The following is a 24,096-nucleotide window of genomic DNA, read 5'->3' as shown; positions in this document are numbered from 1 at the left end:
AAAAAACACGGGCCGCCCTGAATGTCAGATCGGCGATAAATCAACGGGCAGGAATCCCTGCCCGTAACGATTACTTCTTAGCGCGCTCTTCGAGCATCGCTACGGCTGGCAGAACTTTACCTTCCACGAATTCGAGGAATGCGCCGCCGCCAGTAGAAATGTAGGAAATTTTGTCAGCAATGCCGAACAGGTCGATTGCCGCCAGGGTGTCGCCGCCGCCAGCGATGGAAAACGCTTCGCTATCAGCGATGGCATTCGCCACGATTTCAGTCCCTTTACGGAAGTTCGGGAACTCAAACACGCCAACCGGGCCGTTCCACAGAATGGTTTTGGCATTCTTGAGGATTTCAGCCAGCTGCTGAGCGGAAGCATCGCCGATATCCAGGATCTGCTCGTCTTCTTTCACGTCGTTAACGGATTTCAGAGTCGCCGGTGCGGTTTCGGAGAACTCGGTGGCAACGCGAACATCGGTCGGAACCGGAATATCGCAAGTGGTCAGCAGACGTTTTGCTTCGTCAACCAGGTCAGCTTCGTACAGGGATTTACCGACACTGTGGCCCTGAGCGGCAACGAAGGTGTTGGCGATACCGCCGCCGACAATCAGCTGGTCAGCGATTTTAGACAGGGAATCCAGAACGGTCAGTTTGGTAGATACTTTAGAACCACCAACGATAGCCACCATCGGACGAGCCGGTTCTTTCAGCGCTTTACCCAGCGCATCCAGTTCAGCGGCCAGCAGCGGGCCTGCGCACGCAACATCAGCAAATTTGCCGATACCGTGGGTAGAAGCCTGCGCGCGGTGCGCGGTACCAAAGGCGTCCATCACGAATACGTCACACAGGGCGGCGTATTTTTTAGACAGCGCTTCGTCGTCTTTCTTTTCGCCTTTGTTAAAGCGAACGTTTTCCAGAACCACCAGCTCACCTTCGGCCACGTCAACGCCGTCCAGGTAATCTTTGACCAGGCGAACCGGGTTAGACAGTTTGTCTTTCAGGTAGTTAACAACCGGCAGCAGAGAGAATTCTTCGTTGTACTCGCCTTCGGTAGGACGACCCAGGTGGGAAGTTACCATCACTTTCGCGCCCTGTTTCAGAGCCAGTTCGATGGTCGGCAGAGAGGCGCGGATACGCGCGTCGCTGGTCACTTTCCCTTCTTTAACAGGTACGTTCAGATCCGCACGGATAAAAACGCGTTTCCCGGCCAGATCCAGATCGGTCATCTTAATTACAGACATGGTGAATCCTCTCAATGATGCTTAAAGTTTTGTCGACGCTGACGCGTCGAGCCTGAAACCAACTGCGGCCATCGCTAACGTGGTGTCGAGCATCCGGTTAGCAAAGCCCCATTCATTATCGCACCAGACCAGCGTCTTGATCAGGTGGGCGCCACTGACCCGGGTTTGCGTGCCATCAACAATGGCGCTGTGCGGGTCGTGGTTAAAATCTATCGAGACCAACGGTGATTCCGTATAGTCAACTATACCATGAAATGCACCTTGTGCTGCTTTTTGCAGCAACTGGTTGACTTCACTGGCTTTTACTGGTTTTTTCACCGTCACGCTTAAATCGATCGCCGTCACATTAATGGTTGGAACGCGCACCGCAATCGCCTCAAAACGATCGTTAAACTGCGGGAATATACGCGTAATGCCTGCCGCCAGTTTTGTATCTACCGGGATAATCGACTGGCTGGCCGCGCGCGTGCGCCGCAGATCGGAGTGATACGCGTCGATCACCTGCTGATCGTTCATCGCGGAGTGGATCGTCGTGACGGTACCAGACTCGATGCCGTAAGCATCATCCAACAATTTAATGACGGGAATTATGCAATTCGTGGTACAGGACGCGTTTGAGACAATACGATGTTCCGCACGCAGTTGGTTCTGGTTCACGCCAAAAACGACGGTGGCGTCAAGATCGTTGCTTCCCGGATGAGAAAAGAGCACTTTCTTCGCGCCAGCGGCAATATGCGCCTCGCCATGCTCCCGGTTGCCATATACGCCCGTACAATCCAACACGACATCCACGCCCAGTTCGCGCCACGGCAGATCCGCTAACGTTCGTTCATGCAGAATACGAATGACGTCGTCGCCGACAAAAAGCTGCTCGCGCTCGTGGCGAACCTCCCATGCAAAACGCCCGTGGCTGGTATCGTATTTCAACAAATGCGCCATGCCTGCGGCATCCGCCAGCTCGTTGATGGCCACCACGGTAATTTCCGCCCGACGTCCGGATTCATACAAAGCACGAACCACGTTACGTCCGATGCGACCAAAGCCATTAATCGCTATGCGTACGGTCATAGGTCTCCTGCAAGGCTATCCCGATTCAGATGAGGCTGACAGAGTAATGCAGCTCATCGTCGAGTAAAACCTCACCTGTCGCAAACTGCGACTGATTGGTTAATTGTCGAACATTTAATTAACTGAAACGCTTCAGCTAGAATAAGCGAAACGGGGAATAAAAGGAATGTTTGTCCAGTCGAAGAAGACAGTTATCTGACCTGCATCACATTTCATGGCCGCTTACGCTGCAATTTATTCCATATTTAAGAATCACCAGTACATCCGTCAGATCTTTTCATCGTCGCGTCACAAATACTGATTTATATCAGAAAGCGCTGTCGTCAGCGTCTATATTATCAGCGCCACGTCCGAGTCTCGGAGTCCTGTAACGATGACTGTATCTCACCACAATGCCTCTACAGCGCGCTTTTACGCGCTTCGTCTGCTTCCCGGCCAGGAAGTGTTTTCCCAATTACACGCCTTTGTGCAACAGAACCAATTACATGCCGCCTGGATTGCAGGGTGTACCGGCAGTCTGACCGACGTTGCGCTGCGTTATGCCGGGCAAGAGGCGACCACATCGCTCACCGGCACGTTTGAAGTTATCTCGCTAAACGGCACGCTTGAATTGACCGGCGAGCATCTGCATCTCGCGGTATCGGATCCCTACGGGGCCATGCTCGGCGGCCATATGATGCCAGGGTGTACCGTGCGTACCACGCTGGAGCTGGTTATCGGCGAGCTGCCAGCGCTGACGTTCAGCCGTCAACCGTGCGCCATTTCCGGTTATGACGAACTGCATATTTCTTCCCGTTAATTGACGACTCTTTAAGAGGTACTTTATGGCGCGTCGCCCGTTTTCCAGCCAGTCTCTGGTGCTGATTGTCATCGCTATTGCCATCAATATGATTGGCGGACAGCTTATTAGCATGTTGAAGCTGCCTATTTTTCTCGACTCGATCGGCACCTTAATTAGCGCGGTACTGTTAGGGCCGTTCATCGGCATGTTGACTGGGCTTCTGACCAACTTGCTGTGGGGGCTGCTTACCGACCCTATCGCTGCCGCGTTTGCCCCGGTAGCGATGGTTATCGGTCTGGTCGCCGGGTGGCTGGCGCGCGCAGGCTGGTTTCGTACCCTGCCCAAAGTGATCGTCAGCGGGGTCGTCATTACGTTGGCGGTGACGCTGGTCGCCGTACCGCTTCGTACCGCGCTTTTTGGCGGCGTTACCGGTAGCGGCGCTGATTTGTTCGTCGCCTGGATGCATTCAATGGGCCAAAACCTGGTGGAGTCAGTCGCGATTACCGTCATAGGCGCTAATCTGGTCGATAAAATTCTGACGGCGATCATCGTTTGGGTGCTGCTGCGTCAGCTACCGTTACGTACGACACGGCATTTTCCTGCGATGTCAGCCGTACGCTAAATGCATCCGTTTACCTCGTTAACCTTATGGGCGTTGGCGGCCTGCACCACGCTGCTACTCCCTGCGCAGACCGTGCTCCCGGTTTATAGCGCGGCGGCCTTCCTCTGTCTGCTGGCGCTGAAATCAACGCGGCGGCGGGCGAAGTATGTCGCCTGGCTGATGCTGTCTTTAGGGTTTGGGCTATGGCTGGTACATGGCGGTTGGCTAACGGAATGGATAAGCGGGCAGCCTCGCGATCCGCAGCGCTGGGTATATGCCGTTACGCTATGGCTACGTCTGCTGGCGATCGTGTCGACGTCGCAGCTATGGATGCAGTATGTGCCGGTTCAGCGGTTTATTCGCGCCCTGTTCGCTTCACGTCTGCCGCCCGGCATCGCTTACCTGTTCGCTGGCCCGCTGCTGGTCGTCGAACAGCTCAAACGACAACTGACGATCGTTCATGAAGCCCAGCGCGCGCGCGGCGTACCGCTGGATGAAGGCTGGTATCAGCGGCTACGGGCAATGCCTGCGCTGATCGTGCCGCTTACGCAAAATGCGCTTAACGATCTGACAATACGCGGCGCGGCGTTGGATATGCGGGGGTTTCGGCTGCATCGAGCCCGAACCACGCTGTGGGCGCCGAAAGATAGCATGTTACAACGGGTTGCGCGGTATGGCATGGTACTGCTAATACTGGCGGAAGCGGGAGTATGGATATGGTTACGTTAGAGCAGTTTCGTTATCTTCCGTCCGATGCGACACGCCCGCCGGCATGTTTTGATTTTCACTATTCAACACCCGGAATAGTGGCGATAGTCGGCGATAACGGCAGCGGAAAAAGTACGCTGGCGCAACTGATGGCTGGCTGGTATCCGGATTATCTCCCCGGTGATATTGACGGCACAGGCTTACTGCTTGGCGTCCCTATCGGGCGGCTCCCGCTGGTAGAACAGTCGCCCACCATCCAGTTGGTGCAGCAATCGCCATATTTACAGCTTTCCGGCTGTACCTTTAGCGTAGAGGAAGAGGTGGCGTTTGGCCCGGAGAATCTCGGCCTCCATGAAGCGGAAATTCTACGGCGCATTGACGAGGCGCTGACTCTGACAAACTGCCAGTCGTTACGCCATCGTCATCCCGGCACGCTCTCCGGCGGCGAAACGCAGCGGGTAGTGATTGCCAGCGCGCTTGCCATGCAGCCCAGGCTATTAGTTCTTGATGAAGCCTTCAGTCGGCTGACGTCAGCGGCCACCGGGAAACTGCTGGAACGGTTACAACAGTGGGCGCTGGAACGTCATTCTCTCATTGTGCTTTTTGAACGTAATCACTTTCCTTTTCTGACGCGATGCCAGCGGGTATGGCAATTGCGCGACGGAGCGCTAACCCCATTATGTTGACGTTAAATCAGGTCGCTTATCGCTGGCCGGATGCCGCAGCCGACTGTTTGCACGCCATCTCGCTTGAACTTCGTGACGGCGAATGGCTGGCGTTGACCGGCGATAACGGCGCGGGAAAATCAACGCTGTTACGGATTATGGCCGGCCTGCTTTCCCCCACTTCCGGCTCGGTAACGCTTAATGGAGAGCCGATTGCGCAGCTTAAAAATCGTCAACGCGCCGCCGCTATCGGCGTACTCTTTCAGGAAGCGGAAAACCAGATTTTCCACAGCAATGTCGCGCAAGAGGTCGCTTTTGGGCTGAAACTACAACGCTTATCGGCAGAGGAAATTTCACGGCGCACGCAGGCCGCGCTGAGGTTATGCCAGCTAACGGACGTCGCCGAGGCACACCCGCTTGATCTGCACGCCGCGCAGCGCCGGATGGTGGCGGTCGCCAGTCTGGAGGCGATGGCGCCGCCGGTGTTATTGCTGGATGAACCCAGCCGGGATTTTGACGCCCACTGGCTAACCGTATTTGAACACTGGCTGGCGACATGCCGGGTACGGGGAACCAGCGTCGTGGCGATTAGCCATGACGCTGCGTTTACCCGGCGTCATTTTTCACGGGTGGTACGGCTGCATAATGGCGCGATAACGCCGCGTAACATCATTAAGGACACGCCATCCGATATTCGCCCGTAGAGGTCATTTCCAGCATGAGATCGGCTGGCAGGCTACTTTCCAGCACCCGGCGCACATTTGGGCCGTCGGTGCGTTCATAAAAGGTTTCCGCCTCCGCCTGTGATAATCCTCCCGCCAGTTTACGTCCAATCAACCGGGCGCGTAAGGTTTCCGCCGGGGCGCGAATAAATAATGAGAAATCGCAAAACTCCGCTAACGCGCGCCATCTGTCGTCATCACGCAGGAGCCAGTTTCCTTCCACAATCACGATCGGCGCCGTGACCACAACAGCGTGTTCCACCGGGTCGTGCCGCTGTCGGTCGTACTGCGGCCAGGTCGCTTCGCCAGCCCGCACCAGACGCAGATTTTCCGCCAGCTTATCAACGTCAAAGGTTTCCGGCGCGCCTTTACAGGCACGTAAATGATGCGCCTCCAGCCAGCGGTTATAGTAATGAAAGCCATCCATGGGAAGCGTTTGAATTTCCGGCAGGCCAGCATCCTGACGAGAGAGATATTCCCAGAAGGTGGTCAGCGTGGATTTGCCTGTGCCGGGCGGCGCGCTAAGAAAAACGATGGTACGGCGCTCAGGTTTAGCGGCATGTATTTTAGCCAGTTGTTGCAGTAAGGGCTTGTGAACCTTCTCTATTTCATCATCATGATAATGTGCTTCAACGTGCAGCCCATTAACCGTTAATGCGATTTTCACGGCGTTAATTCCTTTAAAATTGACGTTACCGCCAGCGCCATCGCCGTTTTGACCATACCGGTAAAGCGCACCTCAGACCACGCGGCGAAGTCGGCAAACTTCATCGACTCCAGCGCACCATATAAGGGCGCATTACGGGTAATACAGTTAACGTTACTGATGAAGTCCCAGGTAATGTCGTCGGCAAAACCGGGAATCGCGTCCTGTTCATGCAGGTACTGATAAAACTGAGAAAAATGGGTGATGTCAGCGTAGAGCCATTTATCCATTTTCCCCAGCGCATAAATCAGACGTAATGCAACGTCGATATCGTCAAGCGGCCCGCTTTGGGCGAGTAACGGCTTCACTGCATATTCCACAATTTCTTCATCATTATCGACAAACAGCGACGGCAGAAAGCGCTTAATGCCCTGGAGCAAAATGTTATGTGCCGTCGTCATAAACGAAAGTAAATTATTTTGAGCATCCAGTTGCTCAAGCACATCGTCTTCTGTCAGCGTCGTCATTTGTGTCCCGATATACTCATCGTCTTTCAAGCTACAGGTGGGCGTGGACTTGCCACCGTCCTTCATCCTGAAAAGCCCAGAGTATATACCCTAAATAATTCGAGTTGCAGACAAGCGGCAAGAGAGAGAACCACCAGGAGCTTACATGAGTAAGTGACTGGTGTGAACGCGCGTCGCCAACGTACTTGCAACGTGAAGAATGACGGGGATAAGTCACCATGAATGCAGAGAGTCTATAATATTACACGTTCGATCTGCGCTACCGATCAGTAAAGTTTGCGTGCGCACACCGTTCGCAACCCGTTGGATCCCGTTAACCAGATCGCCGCCCGTAACGCCCGTCGCGCTAAAGAGAATGTCATTACCGGCAGCCAGCTCGTCAAGGGAGTAGACGCGGTTAACCGCAACGCCCATTTCTTCGCAGCGTTGACGCTCCTGTTGCGCCACCAGGCGGTTGTCAGCGTTGTCCCCTTTCGCTTCACAAAAGTCGAGCAGCTCCGCCTGCATATCACCGCCCAGCGCTTTTACCGCACAGGCGGAAATTACGCCTTCAGGCGCGCCGCCAATGGTATACATCAGATCATAAGGGTTATCCTGCAAACAGGTCAGGACGCTGGCCGCCACATCACCATCGGGGAGAGCGAATACCTTAACCCCAAGTTGCGTCGCCTGTGTAATGGCCGGTTTCAGCCGCGGTTTATCTAATGTGACCATACGCAGATCCTCCAGCGGCTTATTTAGCGCCCTGGCGACATTTCGCAGATTATCGGTTAACGATAACGCCAGATTGATCACGCCTTTCGCCTGCCGATTTACAACCAGCTTTTTCATATACATATCGGGCGCATGTAACAAGCTGCCCCGGGGCGCAAACGCCATGACGGCCAGCGCATTACTTTGTCCCATGGCGACCATTCGGGTGCCTTCTATAGGATCGACGGCGATATCCACCTCCGGCCCCTCGCCGTTACCCACCTCCTCGCCAATCCACAGCATGGGCGCATGATCGATTTCCCCCTCGCCGATGACGATCCGCCCACGGATGGCGATATCATTCAATGCCTGTCGCATCGCGGTAACAGCCAGCCCATCAATTCTGTTCTTATCGCCGCATCCGGTTTGCGGCCAGGCAGCCAGTGCTGCCTGCTCTGTAATGCGAAATAGCGGCCATGCCAGAGACATCATGCCGCCTCCCCGATATCCACGCCAAATTGCGCCAGCAGGTATCTTTCCGCTTTTTCGTTCCAGATGCCGTGCGTCTCTTCAACCAGACGCGCCAGCTCCCTGAACAACGGATCCGTTTTTCCTTTTTCGGCGAAATCAGTAATCGCCGTCAGCGGCATGGTGACGCCGTTATAGATAAGCTTCTTACCGCCGGGAATATCCGGCAGGTTGAGTACGGTGTCCGGTACTGCATCCAGCCCACCAATATGCGTCACCATGAATGAAGGTTGGAGCTGTCCTGTTGCGCTTAACGTAATAGCCTCTTTCATATCATCCGTGGAGCCGCCGGATGTCCCTACAACATGGGTACTGTTGTAATGCACATTGTAAAAATTAAACGGTACCTTGAACTGGCTATCTGTCGGCCCGGCAAAGAAATTCAGGCAACCGTCTTCGGCGAGAAGATCGTCAGCCATTTCAACGACGGACGGAACGGCGGCATAAACAAAGACATCATCAAATCCTGCGCCATCGGTTAATGTCCGAAGTTGCGCAGCAGGATCAACCATGCCCGCGGTATTCACATAGATAAGCTCAATGCCTTTCTCGGCGGCCTGTTTGACCGGCAGCAGTTTTTTCGCCTGCGCCAGGCGGGCTTCATCGATATCTACCACCACAACTCGCGCCGGCTGGATCCCGCCGTTAATGGCATAATCAATCGCGCCAATGCCCATCGGTCCGGCACAGGCCAGGAGCGCGATATTACCGCCGGGTTTGACTCCCATCCGATGTTCATAAACATAAGGTGTTGTATGGTAATTGGCGTTATAAGCGCCAATAATGCAGCACATCGGTTCCGCCAGCGATGCCGCGGCAAAATATGAGCCGTGATACGGTAAAACACAGCCCAGATTAATCGCTACTTCCGGGATTATCATGTACGTGGCGTTACCGCCAAAATATTCGTAACTGTAGCCAGCAGAATAACCGCTCGGCAGGCCCATCGCCGGTTGTAAAACAAAACGCTGTCCTTTTTTATATTTATCAGTCAGATTTTTTCCTACTTCGACGATAATTCCGGCACATTCATGACCCGTAATGACTGGATGATTTTCCAGGTCATCTGGCACTCGTTTATGTTCACTACCTAATAAAGCGGCTTTCCAGGTAGAGAGACATACGCTGTCGGAAATTACGCTTACGAGCAGTTCATTCTCCGTAATGTCAGGTAATTCAAACTCACGGATACGGACATCCCGCTTGCCATATATAGCAGCTACTTTCGTTTTCATATTTACTCCAGAAACCTGAAATATTAATTCGATGTCAAATGGTTAAATAAATCATCAAGACACGGATCGCCAATATAGTTTTTAATAAGTATTAAGGGCTTATCGCTGACTCGCTTAACCCGTCCTTCAAGGCTGGCGTGGGTAACGATAATATCGGCATCATCCGGTACATTTTCGATAGCGTAATGTTTAACGTCGATAGTCAGGCCCGCCTTTTCCAGACGTCGGCGGAACGTTGTGGCGCCCATTGCGCTGGAGCCCATCCCCGCATCGCAGACAAAGGCGATACGTTTCACGTCGCGATATGAAAAATTGCCTTCTTGCTTCATGGCTTTCACCGCTTTAGCGGAATCACTAAAAGTATCTTCGCTGTCGGCTTCGCTACTTTTTTCCATTTTCAAAATGAAAGCGGTGATAATAAAGGTCACTGCCGTTCCCGCCGTTACGCCAGCAATCGTAGCAAGGAAAGAACCTTTCGGCGTCAGCGCCAGGTAAGCGAAAATTGACCCCGGGCTTGGCCCTGCAACCAGGCCGCCATCCAGCAGGTTAAACACCCATGTTCCGCTCATCCCGCCGGCAATCATGGCGATGAGTGTTAATGGCTTCATCAGCACATAGGGGAAATAGAGCTCATGAATCCCGCCGAGGAAATGGATAATCATGGCGCCAGGCGCAGATTTCTTTGCCATTCCTTTGCCGAATAGCGTAAAGGCAAGCAGCAAACCTAAGCCAGGCCCCGGGTTAGAGGCCACCATAAAGAAAATGGACTTTCCGGTTTCCGACGCCTGTTGCATTCCCAACGGATAATAAACGCCCTGATCGATGGCATTGTTCAAAAAGAGGATTTTTGCCGGTTCATTGATTAAAGACAGCAGCGGCAGATAGCCCGCATGTACCAATGATTCAATACACTCCTTCACAAAGTTATTGGCAATAAGTACCGCCGGACCAATCACTTCAAAACCCAGCAGGCACAAAATCATCCCGGCGATACCCAGCGAGAAGTTATTAATCACCATCTCAAAACCGGCGGGAATCCGCTTTTCCAGCAACCGATCAATATATTTAATGACCAGACCGCCGAGAGGCCCCATAATCATTGAGCCAAGAAACATGGGGATGTCAGCGCCGATGATAACGCCAATGGTGCCAATTCCCCCCATCACGGCGCCACGCTTTCCACCGACCAGATGTCCACCGGTAGAACCAATCATCACCGGCAGTAAATAAGTAATCATCGGGCCGACAATTTTGGCGAAATGCTCATTTGGCATCCATCCGGTTGGAATAAATAATGCAGTGATAAAACCCCAGGCAATAAAAGCGCCGATATTGGGAATGACCATCGCGGTCAAAAAGCCCCCAAAAGCCTGGACCTTTGCACGAGCAGACTTGTGTTCCATATTAATATCCTGTAAAGGAGAGAATAATTATGCGCGAGCTATAATATCCGCCAGCTCTTTTTCTGATTTCGCAGCTAATAACGCCGCTAAAACATCCTCTTCACATAATAGTTCGCTTAACGCCTGGATAGCGCCAATATGTGAATCTGAATCTGCTGCTGACAGGCCGATTAATAATTTTATGCCGTCATCCTCGTCGGTAAACTGCACATCCTGCCTGAGCAATGTTAATGACATCCCGGTTTTTAACGCGCCGCATTCGGGGCGAGCATGAGGCATCGCGACACCAGGTGCCAGAATATAGTAAGGACCATTACTGATTGTTGAATCTTTGATAGCCTGAATATAATTTTCATTTATATAACGATTAGCCAAAAGGGATGACATGGAAAAATCAACAGCTTCCTGCCAATTTTGTGCCAATGGTCTTATTGTAATAGATGCTTCAGGAAAATAATCTATTAACCGCATAAACTATCCTTATTTTATTTTTAGGGTACAACCTGTCGTTAAAAATAAAATACGCGGGCGGCAAAATGAAATCAATCCAGGCGAAAAAGCGAGCGCTTAAAATGACATGATTATAATTTATCTATAAAACAACCTGTTATAGATATAAAAATAAAAAGCAAGTTTCATTTTGTGACGCTCATTGCAAATTCAATAAATAACAAAATATCGAAATTGTGATAAACGTCACAAATAAAACCTTGTTAGCGATAAAATAAAAGTATCTAAAAATAAAAACGGGTCGCCGAAGCGACCCGTTTTATGCCGTATTAAGGATTACAGCAGCGCTTTCGCTTTGGCGATCACGTTGTCTACCGTGAAGCCAAACTCTTCAAACAGCAGCTCTGCCGGGGCGGATTCACCGAAGGTGGTCATGCCGACAATAGCGCCGTTCAGGCCGACGTATTTGAACCAGTAGTCAGCGATACCCGCTTCAATCGCCACACGCGCAGATACCGCTTTCGGCAGCACGGATTCACGGTAAGCCGCATCCTGCTTGTCGAACGCGTCGGTGGACGGCATGGAAACCACGCGCGCCTTCACGCCTTCGGCAGTCAGTTTTTCGTAAGCGGCAACCGCCAGCTCAACCTCAGAACCGGTCGCAATGAAGATAATCTGCGGCTGGCCCGCACAATCTTTCAGTACGTAACCACCGCGGGCGATATTCGCCAGTTGCTCTTCAGTACGTTCCTGCTGCGCCAGGTTCTGACGGGAGAGGATCAGCGCGGTTGGGCCATCCTGACGCTCTACGCCATATTTCCACGCCACCGCGGATTCCACCTGGTCGCACGGACGCCATGTGGACATGTTCGGCGTTACGCGCAGGCTTGCCACCTGCTCGACCGGCTGGTGCGTCGGGCCATCTTCGCCCAGACCGATGGAGTCGTGGGTATAGACCATCACCTGACGCTGTTTCATCAACGCTGCCATACGCACTGCGTTACGGGCATATTCGACGAACATCAGGAAGGTGGAGGTGTACGGCAGGAAACCGCCGTGCAGGGCGATACCGTTGGCGATAGCGGTCATACCGAATTCGCGCACACCGTAGTGAATATAGTTACCTGCGGCATCTTCGTTAATCGCTTTCGAACCGGACCACAGGGTCAGGTTAGACGGTGCCAGGTCAGCGGAGCCGCCGAGGAATTCCGGCAACAGCGGACCGAAGGCTTCGATGGCATTCTGGGACGCTTTACGGCTGGCGATTTTGGATGGATTCGCCTGCAGTTTAGCGATGAACTCATTCGCTTTCGCATCGAAGTCAGCCGGCATGTCGCCTTTCATACGACGAGTGAATTCAGCAGCTTCCTGCGGGAAGGCTTTCTCATAAGCCGCGAATTTCTCATTCCATGCAGACTCTTTCGCCTGGCCGGCTTCTTTCGCATCCCACTGGGCGTAGATTTCAGAAGGGATTTCGAACGGCGCGTATTTCCAGCCCAACTGTTCGCGGGTCAGCGCGATTTCCGCGTCGCCCAGCGGCGCGCCGTGGGAATCGTGGGTACCCTGTTTGTTCGGCGAACCGAAGCCGATGATGGTTTTGCACATCAGCAGGGACGGTTTGTCAGTCACGGCGCGAGCTTCTTCCGTGGCGCGTTTAATGGCATCGGCATCGTGACCGTCAATGCCACGGATAACATGCCAGCCGTAGGCTTCAAAACGTTTCGCGGTGTCATCGGTGAACCAGCCTTCAACGTGACCATCGATAGAGATACCGTTGTCATCATAGAACGCGATCAGTTTGCCCAGTTTCAGAGTACCAGCCAGAGAGCACACTTCGTGAGAAATGCCTTCCATCATGCAGCCGTCGCCCATAAAGACGTAGGTGAAGTGGTCAACGATATCGTGGCCAGGACGGTTAAACTGCGCCGCCAGAGTTTTCTCGGCAATCGCCATCCCGACGGCGTTGGCAATACCCTGACCCAGCGGGCCAGTAGTGGTTTCAACGCCAGCGGTGTAGCCCACTTCCGGGTGACCCGGGGTTTTTGAATGTAGCTGACGGAAATTCTGCAGTTCGGACATCGGCAGGTCATAGCCGGTGAGGTGCAGCAGGCTGTAAATCAGCATTGAGCCGTGGCCATTGGACAGCACGAAGCGGTCGCGGTCGGCCCAGGACGGGTTGGTCGGGTTGTGGTTCAGGAAATCACGCCACAGGACTTCGGCAATGTCAGCCATACCCATCGGGGCACCCGGGTGACCGGATTTGGCTTTCTGTACTGCGTCCATGCTCAGCGCACGAATAGCATTGGCAAGCTCTTTACGTGAGGACATTTTGACTCCAGATCGGATGTTGAAAGGCCATGCCCGTAACGACTTGACGACAGCGCGTTTTGGGCTACGCCGGAAAATTTGCCAACAATTTACCCCAAGCCGCGCGTCATGTACATGGAACATCCTTTTACCGCTTCAGAAATCTCCGGATCGTGCTCGTATGTTGCGCAATTAGCTAACTTGCCTGCCATGCTTTTCTTTATACTTAACCCAGGCGCTAATTCATCTGCAACGAGCGCATTTCAAAATAATATTGATTCGTATGGAAGAGAAAAATGAAAATTCGCGCTTTACTGCTTGCTTTGGGCATGGCGACGGTGCTGACCGGTTGCCAGAATATGGACTCTAATGGACTGCTTTCTTCGGGCGCTGAAGCTTTTCAGGCCTATACGTTAAGCGATGCGCAGGTAAAAGCGCTGAGCGATCAATCCTGTCAAGAGCTCGACAGCAAAGCGAAAATCGCGCCGGCGAGCAGCGAATACACTAAACGACTGGCAAAAATTGCCGCCGCGCTGGGGGATAACATTAACGGCCAGCCGGTGAACTATAAGGTTTACGAGACGAAAGACGTCAACGCGTTTGCCATGGCGAATGGTTGTATCCGCGTCTACAGCGGACTAATGGATATGATGACCGACAACGAAGTTGAAGCCGTGATCGGTCATGAAATGGGCCATGTCGCGCTGGGTCATGTAAAGAAAGGGATGCAGGTCGCGCTGGGCACTAACGCAGTGCGCGTCGCGGCGGCATCGGCAGGAGGCGTTGTCGGCAGCCTGTCGCAATCACAGCTTGGCGATCTTGGCGAAAAACTGGTGAACTCGCAGTTCTCCCAGCGTCAGGAGTCCGAAGCGGATGATTATTCTTACGATCTGTTGCGCAAACGCGGTATCAGTCCGGCAGGACTAGCCACCAGCTTTGAGAAACTGGCAAAACTGGAAGCGGGTCGTCAAAGCTCGATGTTCGACGATCACCCGGCGTCCGCCGCACGCGCACAGCATGTGCGCGATCGTATGAGCGCAGACGGGATCAAATAACCCCCGAACAGTGCCGGATGACGGCGTGAACGCCTTATCCGGCCTACAAGCATCAATCAGCTGTAGGCCGGATAAGCGCAGCGCCATCCGGCAAAACAACTTACTCGCCCTTCTTCGCCGCCTGGATATAGAGCATTTCTAATGCCAGCGTCGCGGCCGCCAGAGCGGTGATCTCCGACTGATCGTAAGCCGGCGCGACTTCCACTACATCCATACCGACAATGTTCAGATCTTTCAGACCGCGTACCAGTTTAATGGCGCGATCGGAGGTCAAACCACCGATCACCGGCGTACCGGTGCCAGGCGCAAACGCCGGGTCCAGACAGTCGATATCAAAGGTCAGATAGACCGGCATATCGCCGACGATCTGTTTCACCTGAGCGAGAATATCATCCACGCCGCGATCGTTGACCTGGCAGGCATCCAGCACGGTAAAGCCATTGTCTTTGTCAAACTCCGTGCGAATACCGATCTGTACCGAATGATGCGGATCGATCAGGCCTTCTTTCGGCGCGGTGTAGAACATCGTGCCGTGATCGAATTCGCAGCCGTTAGCGTAGGTATCGGTATGCGCGTCAAAATGTACCAGCGCCATTTTGCCAAAATGTTTCGCGTGGGCGCGCAGCAGCGGCAGCGTGACGAAGTGGTCGCCGCCGAAAGAGAGCATACGCTTGCCTGCAGACAGCAGTTTTTCAGCGTGAGCCTGTAATTTTTCGCTCATTTCACGGGCATCGCCAAACGCATACACCAAATCGCCGCAGTCCACGACGTTCAGGCGCTCGCGCATGTCAAAATTCCACGGGAAACGGTGATGTTCCCAGGCGAGGTTGGTCGACACCTGACGGATCGCCGCCGGGCCATGACGACCGCCAGCGCGACCGGACGTTGCCATATCAAACGGTACGCCAGTGATCACCCAGTCGGCATCGCTGTCATACGGCTGGAAGTTCATTGGCAGACGTAAAAAACCAAACGCATTAGAAACCAGTGAGTTATCGTACTGATGACCTAAGGTGCTCATGGCAAAAACCTCTTCTTAGTCAATATAAAAAAACCCTCCCGCGTCGTTAGGCCCGACGAGGAAGGGTTTGAATTTGTTTACGGCTCAAAGTTTACTCTGACAGGCCGCATTATTGAAGTCAGTTTAGCCAGGTACAGTAGACAACGCCCGAAAAAAATATATATCCAGCGCAAATCAGTAGGCTCATACGTCCATCGCGGTCAGTTAAGAGGCCTTAGGGAGTTGCCGCTGTAAAAACTCAAGCACTAATGCGTAAAACAGCGGTGTTTTCCCCGGCGTCTGGAAAATGGCGTGACCGCTACCGGGAATGAGGGTCATCTCCGCCTGAGGCAGCAGCCGGTACAGCTCGGTAACTTCTTCAACGGTGAAAAATTCATCCCGGTCGCCGGCCAGTAATAGCACAGGAATGTGGATTTTTTTCACCTCTTCTTCCGTCAGCGATGTGGGCGTTGTCCACATTGGCCAGACACCTTTGAGGAACGTGCGCCAGTAGTCTTTTTGCTCTGGATGATGCATGTTCTGATAAAATTTAACCATCCCGGGCGCATCCGAAGCCATTTTATCCAGATCGCGATCCGTCAATTGCCCCTGAGGCATTCCTTTACCATAAAAAATTTCCATCCCCTGCATGTAATGGGCCGTAGCAAAGCGATGCGTTGCGCCGCCGACGATAGCAGCGTGCGCTAGATCCGGGTATCGGCTGGTTAACTTCAGAACGACCATGCCGCCATCGCTGTAACCCATCACCAGCGGTTTTTCCAGCTTCAGCGCTTTAACAAAAGCCGCCATATCTTCCACCATCAGATCATAACTAAACGTTCCTTGCGGGTTATTGGTCAATCCATGTCCACGACTGTCCGGCATGATGACGCGAAAATATCGAGATGCCTCTTTCGCTAATCCCTGCCAGCTTTTCGCCGTCAGACCACCACCGTGAATCAACAGCAGCGGAGGCCCCTCGCCCTCTTCAACGTAATGAATTTTGATACCATTCGCTTCCACAAATTTATCTTTGTCCATCGTTGTTGCTGAAGCATTTATTAAAAATATAATATTGATAATAAAAATAAATGCTAATTTAAAAATATGATTCATAACACCTCGCCAATCACTTTCCGTGTAAAAGACCATATTATTCAGATTGAACAAAAATAACATCAAAATCGATTTGTATCATTTTCACTTATTTACCGGGGAGACCCCGCATCCTCTTTTTACAGAACGTAAAAAGCCTTTCCGCGATTAGCCCCAACGCGAAAAGGCTCTGAAGTCAGAAAAGTGCCACCTTATTCATTCTGGCTGTAATTCAGGATGACTTGAAGGTCTCTTCCTGAATTGCATTTGGCGCTTTCTTTATTCCTTCGTCTGACAGGGCGAGCTTGACTCGCTAAATGCCGTGGCCGGAATTTTCACAATCGCTTTTTTAACCGGCGCAGGTTTACCACGCGTACAAAGCGGACGGTGGATCTGGTTGGGATAAAAAAGCGCGAAATCGCCAGGATTTAATGTAACGAACTGCTCATTAGCGACACATTCAGGAAAGATGATGTCATCAGGAAGATGCTCAAGCTCCTTTATCCTGGTATCAATTTTGTTGGAATAGCCAATCTCCTCATAACCGCTTAGTAAAATCTGAATATCGATATATTTTTTATGAAGTTCAGCTTTGCGGTTTAACGAAGAGTGTGTTTCTCCTTCGCTTATCATAAGAAATGACTCCGGGAAAGAAAGTTCATATCTACCAGCAGGCTGGTCTTCAGCTATCTTCACCGCTTCGATGATAAGTTTTTTAATAATGTGGTTAACGTAAGGTAATAAAGTAAGCTGCTCTATATTTCCATATAGCATACTATAGTTATCCTAAATAATGGTCGTGATTATAATTATCAGCCAATCAGGTACTGGTAAATACCCTCAGCCACAGGAATACCTTCTTTTAAACATTTTTCTTTATAGGCGATTTGCGGATCGTTTGGCGCCAGCACTTTATCAACACCGGGCATCGGTTTTACAGCCCTTAGCTCATTGACCATTGTGCTCATTATTGAGGAAAACAGCGGATTGCCCAACATCTGCGGATCAATAACGATAACCAGACTCGCTAACTTGCGCATCTTGTCATAGTCGCCATACATCCGAACAATATGGTTGCTAAAGTTTGCCCCCATCAGGACGCCCGTGAGCGCATCAATCGCCAGGGCAATACCAGAACCTTTGTGTCCGCCAAAGGGCAGCAGATTTTCAATTTTATGCGGATCGGTAGTGATATGTCCCTCTTTATCCAGCGCCAGACCATGACCTATTGGTTTCCCGGTTTCTTTGGCGTGCAGAATTTTACCAAACGCAATGGCGCTGGTCGCCATATCGACGATCATCGGATGGCTGTCTTTAACGGGGAAGCCGAAGGCGATTGGGTTAGTCCCCAGAAAGCGCTCCGCGCCGCCATACGGCGCAACGCAGGTATCCGTTTGCGTCATGGCGATAGCCACCATTCCCTGGCTTGTCGCCTGCTCAATGAACCACGAGAGCGCGCCGCAGTGGGACGTATTTTTGACGCTGACGAAACCCAGCCCCGTCTCTCTCGCCAGACTAATAGCGTGATCTGTCGCCTTTATCAGCGCGCAGTGTCCCATTCCATCATCAGAGTCCAGAATAGCGACTGAAGGCGAAATCTGTTCGATGCTGAATGTTGCTTTTGGATTGAGCCCGCCTGCGTTCAGGCGGGTACAATAGTGCTCTACGCGAATAACGCCGTGGGAGTGAACGCCGGTAATATCGGCATGAACCAAAACGTCGGCTACCTGCTGCGCCGTTTGCGCGTCAAGACCCGCCTGGGTGAGTTTATTAAACGCCAGCGCTTTCAATTCATTTTCTTTGACTAATATTGTTGACATAACTATCCCGCTATTAAAATTTGATAACGCCTTTAACCAATTTTTTGTTTTCTACCACGTTCTTCTGGTACTGGTTGCCGAACGTATAGAAATCGAATTCCTGGTTTTTCATCATTGTTTCGCTAATAGCGCCCTGAGCCATTAGCTCAATGACACATTCGAAGTCTTCCCGCGTCGCGTTACGGCTGCTCAATAGCGTGGTCTCTTTTTTATGGAAGGTCGGATCGTCAATGACGAGCTCGCCGATATACAGCCCGATGAAGACGATTTTTCCGCCGTGACGAATCAGATCGACAGCGCGGCTCATGGAGGATTTATTGCCGGTGGCATCAAGCACAGTGCCGGCTAATTCACCGGAGAAACAGGCTTTCAGCGCATCAATATAGTCGTCTGACGACGGATCGAGCGTTGCAACGCCTACCTTTTCGGCGACCAGACGACGGCGTTCGGCGTCAATATCAGCTACCGCGACGCGAGCGCCTTTGGCTTTTGCTATCGCGGCGGCGGCCAGCCCAATCGGCCCGGCGCCGACCACCACAATGTTTTGCTGCGGCTTCACGTCAGCGCGGCGTACTGCGTGGGCGCTGATGGCGAAACACTCAACCAGCGCGCCCGCGCTGTCGGTGAGGTTATCCGACAGTTCAACCAGATTTTGTTCACGAACGGCCAGATATTCGCTAAAGCCGCCGTCCTGGTGAACGCCATACAGCGAGACGTTCTCACAGCAGTTGGTTTTTCCTTCCCGGCAGGCTGCGCAAGCGCCGCAAGGAATACAGGGAATAACGCTATAGCGTTGGCCGACCTTCGCCGTGCTGCACGATTTACCCAACATTTCCGCCACGCCGCAAATTTCATGACCCAGCACGCGCGGATAGGCAAAAAAGGGCTGGCGGCCAGCAAACGCATGGATATCGGTGCCGCAAATACCAACCGCTTTAATTTTTAACAGTACTTCATCGTCTTTTAAATGAGGAATATCCCTTTCAATGTATTCGATATTTCCCGGATTATTACAGATAAGCGTTTTCATACTTAACCCTTTGAAGATAAACGGTGAATGGTGGCCGTGACGCCATGTAATTCAATATGGTTAAAGGCCTGCTGAATGTTGTTTAAAAAATCTGCGTTGTCGCCGGCCAGCGTTCCAAAGATGCTATTTATCTGCAGCAAAGACAGCGCTTGTTCCCATCGCGTGTTTTTATTTTTAATAGCCGCATTGAAGGTATCATTGAGCGGGTCGGCCACGCTCTGCCCCTGAGAGAGCGTATTAATGACGTAATGGAGCCAGCCCGCAATCAGCGTCGCCAACGCCCTGCCCTTAACGCCGCGCGCCTGGAGCGTCAGATAAGGATCGACGGCCCGCTGAGGCAACTTCTGAGAACCGTCCATCGCAATCTGTCCGGTCTTATGTTTAATGTTCGGGTTGCTGAATCGCTCAATGAGCAACTGCGCATATTGATGTACATCTACCGCCAAATTCGGGCGCAGCGATTTTGCCTGCTCTTCCGTCATTAAATGATGTACGGCGGTTTTAAAAGCGTCGTCTTCCATGCACTGATAGATAAACTCATATCCAGCCAGGCTGCCGTTATAGGCGAGAAACGAATGGCTGCCATTCAGCATACGAAGTTTCATTTCTTCATAGGGAAGCACGTCCGAGACGAACATCGCCCCTGCTTTATCCCAGTCAGGACGACCGGCAACGAAATTATCTTCGATAACCCACTGACGGAAATCCTCGCATACGATGCCGCAGGGATCGGCAAAACCGATCTGGTCTTTAATCATGTCAAATTGCTCTGGCGTCATTGCCGGCACGATGCGATCGACCATGGTGCCAGGAAAGGTGACATGCTTCGCTATCCAGGCCGCCAGTTGCGGATCGAGATTATCGGCAAACGTAACGATCGCCGTTTTGGTCAAATGACCGTTTTCCGGAATGTTATCGCACGACAGTACACTAAACGGGGGAAGCCCTTGCTGGCGGCGTATCCGTAGCGCTTCGACGATCAGTCCGAGTGCTGACCGGGGATGTTCAGGATCGGCAAGATCGTGTTTGATGAGCGGATGGCTGAGATCGAGCGTTCTGGACCGCGGATCGGTGCAGTAACCTTTTTCCGTTATCGTCAACGAAACAATTTTTACCTGCGGCTCAGTCAGCTTCTCGATCGCCGCCTGAATACCTGACTTCGGCGTATGCAACGCGCCGGTGACGGTCCGAACCAGGCGACTGTTGATGGCGCTGGCTGACGTTTCCACCACTGAAAACAGCCCCTGTTGCGCATTTAGCGCATCCACCAGCTCCGCATCGCCGAACAGATTTAGTTCAAAAATCCCCCAGCGGTTGCCGGTTATCTCATTCGTGAGATCGTTATAAACAGCCTGGTGACCACGGTGAAAGGCGCCAAATCCAATATGTACGATGTTGGCTTCCATTCCCTGACGTGAATAAGTCGTTTTGAATTGGTGCCTTGCGGCGTCTAACTGGCGAGCTATGGTGTCCATGAATTTTTCCCACTCCTGTTTTGTTTACCAATTCTGCTTAAACAGCATACCAAAATCCGTGAATATGATCACACTCACGGCACCGTATTCTTCACCCTGGTATGCTGACTAATAGCCAATTAATAAAAATAATTTATTTATCAATTAGTTACAAAAAGCGCTTCTCAGGATAAATTTTACGATTCACAAAAGCGTGATTTTGATTAGAAAAATCGGCCACGAATTGGCATACCACCCATACAACCCGCAATCATTAAACCCCATTAAAAACAATATCTTATTGAATAACACCCCGCTGCAAGCGTATATGCCGCACATGATTGGTTCAACAATTACCCGAAATACAGCAAACCAAACCTGATAATTTGTCTAGTGAATTAATGAACTCAATTTATTATCAGCATCAACATTAACCTAAGAACATCAGTTACGGTTTTGATCATCCGGGTCGCTGCTAAAGCGATGAGGAGTGAGCCGCCTTTAGACGTAATTGGCAAATTAATCCATTGATTTAAAACAGGAAAAAATTGATGAAGACGCGGATTAGGCACGTTGAAACAAAGCTTTCAAAGCCCCTCTGGCCGAGGTCTTAGTTGACGTGAAACATGGCATAATAGCCATTTCGAACTGGTAACCACGACGATTACGCTGGAAGACGGTTCAACTGGCACCGGATATTCCTATACCGGCGGAAAGGGAGGGTATGCAATTAAAGCGATGATCGACCACGATCTTGCCCCGGTACTGTCAGGGATAGATGGCGCTGCGATTGACGATATCTATGACTTTATGGAATAGCATATTCACTATGTGGGTTGCGGAGGCATCGCGTCGTTTGCGATGTCTGCGATGTCTGCGGTGGATATCGCCCTTTGGGATTTGAAAGGCAAACGTGAAAAACTGCCGCTGTGGAAAATGGCTGGTTGGAGGCGGCGCGTCTGTCGACGAATGGCGGTCGTTTGGTATGCTCGCTCGGTATGCAGGAATTACACGTCAGACTGGTTTCCGCATTCGAGACTGGCTGACTGGAGGTTCACAGTTTCCCGATCGATCAATATACCAAACATCCGCTGGTGGTCGACAATTATCGCGCCGTGGCACCGGACACCTACGGCATTGGCGTAGAGTTTGACTGGGATAAGCTGAGCGTTTACGAAGCCTGATTCCCTCTCTCCGGGTTTGTTTTTGACGGCAGGCCCGGTTAATCGCTGACAAAAATGTCATCCGCCTGAAAATAGCCGTCAGGTGGCGAAGAAAAAATCATCAAAATCTTCCAGCGAATCATCCTGTTGGAAGATTTTTACCAGCTCATTTTTACTGTTTTCAAGATGGGTCCACGAGGCCTGTCTGGCCTGCTCAGCATCGCGTTTTTGCAATGCAAGGAAGATACTACGGTGATCTTCCACCCATTTCATTCTTAACTCTTTCTTATGTAAATACTTATAGTTTAACTGCTTCCAGCGCGGATTTTCGGTCCTGACAGCCCGCCACAGCTCGGCAGATTGTTTCATTAATACACGATTTTGCGTGGATTCCGCGATGATATTGTGGAACTGGCGATCCAGTTCTTCAAATTTGTCGCTGTCGCCGCCAATCTGCTTTTCCTGCTGCTCAATAATACGTTTAAGCTGCTTAAGTTCATTAAATCTTATTTGCGTAGCGGCAAAACCGGTGATGTTGCTTTCGATGACCTGCCGGGCCTGTAGCAATTCAAAGGGGCCAATGTCTGAGTAAGGCAAGAGCGCTTTTTGATTGATTTTCTCCAGACTATCAATAAAGTAAGTGCCTGCGCCTTGCTTAACCTCTACCACTCCCTTCAGCTCAAGCATAATAATCGCCTCACGAATCGTCGTGCGGCTGGTTTGAAAACGCTCGCTGAGTTCTCTCTCCGCCGGAAGTCGCTCGCCAGCTTTAAATACCCCTGAATAGAGTAGTTCTTCTATTTGCAGCCCTATATCAAAATAGCGCCGCTTGGTTAAAATTTGTTCCATGCACATACCTATGTAGACAGCAATTGCTCCACTTGAGGGTAGTGTAAACAAATCCTAATGTTTATGGTAAACAATTTCCCTGCCAGAGAGTGGTCGTTTCTTTCCCGCAACCTACGGCTATGCGCGTCACACAGTCCTTCCCCACCAGACTCGGCAGGAAAGGCACTGATTCCCATAACGCATATTTGACGTTTGATGCCGGGTTTATTTGCGGCAGGGCGGCGGCGCATACCCGTTATTGTCCGCCGGGAAAGCCTGCGAGGAACAAGGCGGTAGCGTATTTGTTGCTTTACCCTGCAATGCAAAGGCGGCAAAGCCGATGACGCCGATGTTGCGTACATCGCCCTGCGCGGAGTGGGCCGCATAAGCGTCAGCTACGTCGGCGAACTGGAATGCCGCCTCAGTGTGTTTATCTTTGCGAAACCCTTTAATCGCCAGTGAGTCGCCGGCGTTAACAATATAGCCATGATGATTCAGCGAGCCTGCTTTTCCGTTCAACACGTCCAGGCCATCAACCGTTGCGACGATTTCGTAATTGGTATCATGACTGTAATTACGAATATATAACTGATAGTTCATCCCTGATCTTGCAGGAATACTATATTGCCATTGTCCCATTGATGCGTTGTAGCGACGAGTAATTGGAATCGAATTAAAATTAGCGTCGCGCACAGCATATTCAAGATCGCTGATACGTATACTATAAACTTTATCGTAACCTGACGGATATTGAGTGGAGTAATTTATTATCACCATTTCGGCAGGTTCTCGATCGGCACGTTCTACCGAAACGCTTTGTACCGATGAATGCACGTCGCCGCCCCAGGCGGTGCCGACGTCGGATGAAGAGCCATTATTAGATTGCATTCCGCTGGAACAACCGCCTAACAGCAAAAACAAGCCAACAATGACGGCATTAAATTTAAATTTGCTCATACTTAACCCCCTTTTTAATTATTAGGGGGATTGTAGGCCCATAAAATTACATAGAGAAGCGGCACCGCTGATAATTAAGAATTTATAAAATATAAAAGGGTCGATTTAAATAATTAAATCGACCCA

23 protein-coding genes and 2 pseudogenes are annotated in these 24,096 nt (G+C 51.4%); 8 read left to right on the top strand and 17 right to left on the bottom strand.

The features are described 5' to 3' along the window. Positions 1-70 precede the first annotated feature (70 nt). On the bottom strand, positions 71-1,234 hold the full coding sequence (gene pgk, locus NBA72_RS03735) for a phosphoglycerate kinase (protein WP_000111274.1): 1,164 nt from the start codon (positions 1,232-1,234) through the stop codon (positions 71-73). A 21-nt stretch (positions 1,235-1,255) separates the two neighbouring features. Beyond that, the gene (gene epd, locus NBA72_RS03730) at positions 1,256-2,302 is read right to left on the bottom strand and encodes an erythrose-4-phosphate dehydrogenase (protein ID WP_000218338.1); all 1,047 of its coding nucleotides are present in this window, start codon (positions 2,300-2,302) and stop codon (positions 1,256-1,258) included. 373 nt (positions 2,303-2,675) lie between these two features. On the opposite strand from epd, the gene NBA72_RS03725 reads away from it, so the two are divergent. Genes NBA72_RS03725 through NBA72_RS03705 form a run of 5 tightly spaced genes read left to right on the top strand, consistent with a single transcriptional unit; the run spans position 2,676 to position 5,761 of the window. Beyond that, complete coding sequence (locus NBA72_RS03725; RefSeq protein WP_000218564.1) at positions 2,676-3,101, top strand: PPC domain-containing DNA-binding protein; 426 nt, start codon at positions 2,676-2,678, stop codon at positions 3,099-3,101. A 25-nt stretch (positions 3,102-3,126) separates the two neighbouring features. Then, positions 3,127-3,705 carry an ECF transporter S component gene (locus tag NBA72_RS03720; RefSeq protein WP_000124001.1) on the top strand — a complete coding sequence of 193 codons (579 nt, stop codon included), beginning with the start codon at positions 3,127-3,129 and terminating at the stop codon, positions 3,703-3,705. Continuing rightward, positions 3,706-4,413, top strand: a complete 708-nt coding sequence (locus tag NBA72_RS03715; protein WP_000553270.1) for an energy-coupling factor transporter transmembrane component T — start codon at positions 3,706-3,708, stop codon at positions 4,411-4,413. Beyond that, a complete protein-coding gene (locus NBA72_RS03710) occupies positions 4,401-5,078 on the top strand; it encodes an ABC transporter ATP-binding protein (protein WP_024156677.1) in 678 nt (225 codons plus the stop codon). The genes NBA72_RS03715 and NBA72_RS03710 overlap by 13 nt, the downstream gene beginning before the upstream one ends. Further along, the gene (locus tag NBA72_RS03705; protein ID WP_042948794.1) at positions 5,072-5,761 is read left to right on the top strand and encodes an energy-coupling factor ABC transporter ATP-binding protein; all 690 of its coding nucleotides are present in this window, start codon (positions 5,072-5,074) and stop codon (positions 5,759-5,761) included. Before NBA72_RS03710 ends, NBA72_RS03705 begins: the two co-directional genes overlap by 7 nt. Here the strand turns inward: NBA72_RS03705 and NBA72_RS03700 are convergent. From NBA72_RS03700 to tkt, 7 genes are all read right to left on the bottom strand, one after another. After that, positions 5,730-6,446, bottom strand: coding sequence for a nucleoside/nucleotide kinase family protein (locus NBA72_RS03700; RefSeq protein WP_000684838.1), 717 nt, complete (start codon positions 6,444-6,446; stop codon positions 5,730-5,732). The two genes, NBA72_RS03705 and NBA72_RS03700, sit on opposite strands and share 32 nt — an antisense overlap. Further along, positions 6,443-6,952, bottom strand: a complete 510-nt coding sequence (locus NBA72_RS03695) for an MltR family transcriptional regulator (RefSeq protein ID WP_023216281.1) — start codon at positions 6,950-6,952, stop codon at positions 6,443-6,445. The genes NBA72_RS03700 and NBA72_RS03695 overlap by 4 nt, the downstream gene beginning before the upstream one ends. A gap of 213 nt (positions 6,953-7,165) precedes the next feature. Continuing rightward, the gene (gene glpX / locus NBA72_RS03690; protein ID WP_001519647.1) at positions 7,166-8,137 is read right to left on the bottom strand and encodes a class II fructose-bisphosphatase; all 972 of its coding nucleotides are present in this window, start codon (positions 8,135-8,137) and stop codon (positions 7,166-7,168) included. Then, a complete protein-coding gene (locus tag NBA72_RS03685; RefSeq protein ID WP_000853174.1) occupies positions 8,134-9,408 on the bottom strand; it encodes a zinc-binding dehydrogenase in 1,275 nt (424 codons plus the stop codon). The genes glpX and NBA72_RS03685 overlap by 4 nt, the downstream gene beginning before the upstream one ends. A 23-nt stretch (positions 9,409-9,431) precedes the next feature. Next, on the bottom strand, positions 9,432-10,811 hold the full coding sequence (locus tag NBA72_RS03680) for a PTS mannitol transporter subunit IICB (RefSeq protein WP_000400413.1): 1,380 nt from the start codon (positions 10,809-10,811) through the stop codon (positions 9,432-9,434). A 27-nt stretch (positions 10,812-10,838) separates the two neighbouring features. Then, on the bottom strand, positions 10,839-11,282 hold the full coding sequence (gene cmtB / locus NBA72_RS03675; protein ID WP_001518319.1) for a PTS mannitol transporter subunit IIA: 444 nt from the start codon (positions 11,280-11,282) through the stop codon (positions 10,839-10,841). Between the two features lie 315 nt (positions 11,283-11,597). After that, complete coding sequence (tkt, locus tag NBA72_RS03670) at positions 11,598-13,589, bottom strand: transketolase (protein WP_000098651.1); 1,992 nt, start codon at positions 13,587-13,589, stop codon at positions 11,598-11,600. Between the two features lie 275 nt (positions 13,590-13,864). Between tkt and NBA72_RS03665 the strand changes: the two genes are divergently transcribed. Continuing rightward, positions 13,865-14,623 (top strand): M48 family metallopeptidase, encoded by a 759-nt coding sequence (locus NBA72_RS03665; RefSeq protein ID WP_000701830.1) that lies wholly within the window; start codon positions 13,865-13,867, stop codon positions 14,621-14,623. Between the two features lie 100 nt (positions 14,624-14,723). On the opposite strand, the gene speB is transcribed toward NBA72_RS03665, so the two are convergent. The 6 genes from speB to NBA72_RS03635 all read right to left on the bottom strand — a co-directional run bounded on the left by speB (position 14,724) and on the right by NBA72_RS03635 (position 21,043). Continuing rightward, on the bottom strand, positions 14,724-15,644 hold the full coding sequence (speB, locus tag NBA72_RS03660) for an agmatinase (RefSeq protein ID WP_000105550.1): 921 nt from the start codon (positions 15,642-15,644) through the stop codon (positions 14,724-14,726). A gap of 204 nt (positions 15,645-15,848) precedes the next feature. Next, the gene (locus NBA72_RS03655) at positions 15,849-16,805 is read right to left on the bottom strand and encodes an alpha/beta fold hydrolase (RefSeq protein WP_077917551.1); all 957 of its coding nucleotides are present in this window, start codon (positions 16,803-16,805) and stop codon (positions 15,849-15,851) included. Between the two features lie 192 nt (positions 16,806-16,997). Further along, positions 16,998-17,492, bottom strand: a complete 495-nt coding sequence (locus NBA72_RS03650; protein WP_042948792.1) for a YhcH/YjgK/YiaL family protein — start codon at positions 17,490-17,492, stop codon at positions 16,998-17,000. Between the two features lie 38 nt (positions 17,493-17,530). Continuing rightward, positions 17,531-18,538 (bottom strand): Ldh family oxidoreductase, encoded by a 1,008-nt coding sequence (locus NBA72_RS03645; RefSeq protein ID WP_000104231.1) that lies wholly within the window; start codon positions 18,536-18,538, stop codon positions 17,531-17,533. A gap of 13 nt (positions 18,539-18,551) precedes the next feature. After that, positions 18,552-19,568, bottom strand: a complete 1,017-nt coding sequence (locus NBA72_RS03640; RefSeq protein WP_000853913.1) for a zinc-binding alcohol dehydrogenase family protein — start codon at positions 19,566-19,568, stop codon at positions 18,552-18,554. Positions 19,569-19,570: 2 nt separating this feature from the next. Beyond that, the gene (locus NBA72_RS03635) at positions 19,571-21,043 is read right to left on the bottom strand and encodes a mannitol dehydrogenase family protein (protein ID WP_023181536.1); all 1,473 of its coding nucleotides are present in this window, start codon (positions 21,041-21,043) and stop codon (positions 19,571-19,573) included. 530 nt (positions 21,044-21,573) lie between these two features. On the opposite strand from NBA72_RS03635, the pseudogene NBA72_RS03630 reads away from it, so the two are divergent. Together NBA72_RS03630 and NBA72_RS03625 are read left to right on the top strand one after the other, a co-directional pair. Next, positions 21,574-21,971 (top strand): annotated as a pseudogene (locus NBA72_RS03630) (uroporphyrinogen decarboxylase); the annotation flags it as partial. Positions 21,972-22,005: 34 nt separating this feature from the next. After that, positions 22,006-22,206, top strand: a pseudogene (locus tag NBA72_RS03625) (uroporphyrinogen decarboxylase); the annotation flags it as partial. A 78-nt stretch (positions 22,207-22,284) separates the two neighbouring features. On the opposite strand, the gene NBA72_RS03620 reads toward NBA72_RS03625, so the two are convergent. Both NBA72_RS03620 and NBA72_RS03615 read right to left on the bottom strand, forming a co-directional pair. Next, entirely contained in the window at positions 22,285-23,085 is an 801-nt protein-coding gene (locus tag NBA72_RS03620; RefSeq protein ID WP_001576357.1) for a FadR/GntR family transcriptional regulator, read from the bottom strand. A gap of 153 nt (positions 23,086-23,238) precedes the next feature. Next, a complete protein-coding gene (locus tag NBA72_RS03615; RefSeq protein ID WP_000032793.1) occupies positions 23,239-23,970 on the bottom strand; it encodes a hypothetical protein in 732 nt (243 codons plus the stop codon). Positions 23,971-24,096: the final 126 nt, after the last annotated feature.

Origin of the sequence: Salmonella sp. NW1250, assembly GCF_051812965.1 — a bacterium.
Lineage (GTDB): Bacteria > Pseudomonadota > Gammaproteobacteria > Enterobacterales > Enterobacteriaceae > Salmonella > Salmonella enterica.
The sequence above is the reverse complement of the archived record's forward strand: the minus strand, read 5'-3'. Positions and strand labels throughout refer to the sequence as shown.

What these genes read in the sequence shown, in the direction of transcription:
- pgk (WP_000111274.1), bottom strand. Translation starts at nt 1,234, where the DNA reads ATGTCTGTAATTAAGATGACCGATCTGGATCTGGCCGGGAAACGCGTT.
- epd (WP_000218338.1), bottom strand. Translation starts at nt 2,302, where the DNA reads ATGACCGTACGCATAGCGATTAATGGCTTTGGTCGCATCGGACGTAAC.
- NBA72_RS03725 (WP_000218564.1), top strand. Translation starts at nt 2,676, where the DNA reads ATGACTGTATCTCACCACAATGCCTCTACAGCGCGCTTTTACGCGCTT.
- NBA72_RS03720 (WP_000124001.1), top strand. Translation starts at nt 3,127, where the DNA reads ATGGCGCGTCGCCCGTTTTCCAGCCAGTCTCTGGTGCTGATTGTCATC.
- NBA72_RS03715 (WP_000553270.1), top strand. Translation starts at nt 3,706, where the DNA reads ATGCATCCGTTTACCTCGTTAACCTTATGGGCGTTGGCGGCCTGCACC.
- NBA72_RS03710 (WP_024156677.1), top strand. Translation starts at nt 4,401, where the DNA reads ATGGTTACGTTAGAGCAGTTTCGTTATCTTCCGTCCGATGCGACACGC.
- NBA72_RS03705 (WP_042948794.1), top strand. Translation starts at nt 5,072, where the DNA reads ATGTTGACGTTAAATCAGGTCGCTTATCGCTGGCCGGATGCCGCAGCC.
- NBA72_RS03695 (WP_023216281.1), bottom strand. Translation starts at nt 6,952, where the DNA reads ATGACGACGCTGACAGAAGACGATGTGCTTGAGCAACTGGATGCTCAA.
- glpX (WP_001519647.1), bottom strand. Translation starts at nt 8,137, where the DNA reads ATGATGTCTCTGGCATGGCCGCTATTTCGCATTACAGAGCAGGCAGCA.
- NBA72_RS03685 (WP_000853174.1), bottom strand. Translation starts at nt 9,408, where the DNA reads ATGAAAACGAAAGTAGCTGCTATATATGGCAAGCGGGATGTCCGTATC.
- NBA72_RS03680 (WP_000400413.1), bottom strand. Translation starts at nt 10,811, where the DNA reads ATGGAACACAAGTCTGCTCGTGCAAAGGTCCAGGCTTTTGGGGGCTTT.
- cmtB (WP_001518319.1), bottom strand. Translation starts at nt 11,282, where the DNA reads ATGCGGTTAATAGATTATTTTCCTGAAGCATCTATTACAATAAGACCA.
- tkt (WP_000098651.1), bottom strand. Translation starts at nt 13,589, where the DNA reads ATGTCCTCACGTAAAGAGCTTGCCAATGCTATTCGTGCGCTGAGCATG.
- NBA72_RS03665 (WP_000701830.1), top strand. Translation starts at nt 13,865, where the DNA reads ATGAAAATTCGCGCTTTACTGCTTGCTTTGGGCATGGCGACGGTGCTG.
- speB (WP_000105550.1), bottom strand. Translation starts at nt 15,644, where the DNA reads ATGAGCACCTTAGGTCATCAGTACGATAACTCACTGGTTTCTAATGCG.
- NBA72_RS03650 (WP_042948792.1), bottom strand. Translation starts at nt 17,492, where the DNA reads ATGCTATATGGAAATATAGAGCAGCTTACTTTATTACCTTACGTTAAC.
- NBA72_RS03645 (WP_000104231.1), bottom strand. Translation starts at nt 18,538, where the DNA reads ATGTCAACAATATTAGTCAAAGAAAATGAATTGAAAGCGCTGGCGTTT.
- NBA72_RS03640 (WP_000853913.1), bottom strand. Translation starts at nt 19,568, where the DNA reads ATGAAAACGCTTATCTGTAATAATCCGGGAAATATCGAATACATTGAA.
- NBA72_RS03635 (WP_023181536.1), bottom strand. Translation starts at nt 21,043, where the DNA reads ATGGACACCATAGCTCGCCAGTTAGACGCCGCAAGGCACCAATTCAAA.
- NBA72_RS03615 (WP_000032793.1), bottom strand. Translation starts at nt 23,970, where the DNA reads ATGAGCAAATTTAAATTTAATGCCGTCATTGTTGGCTTGTTTTTGCTG.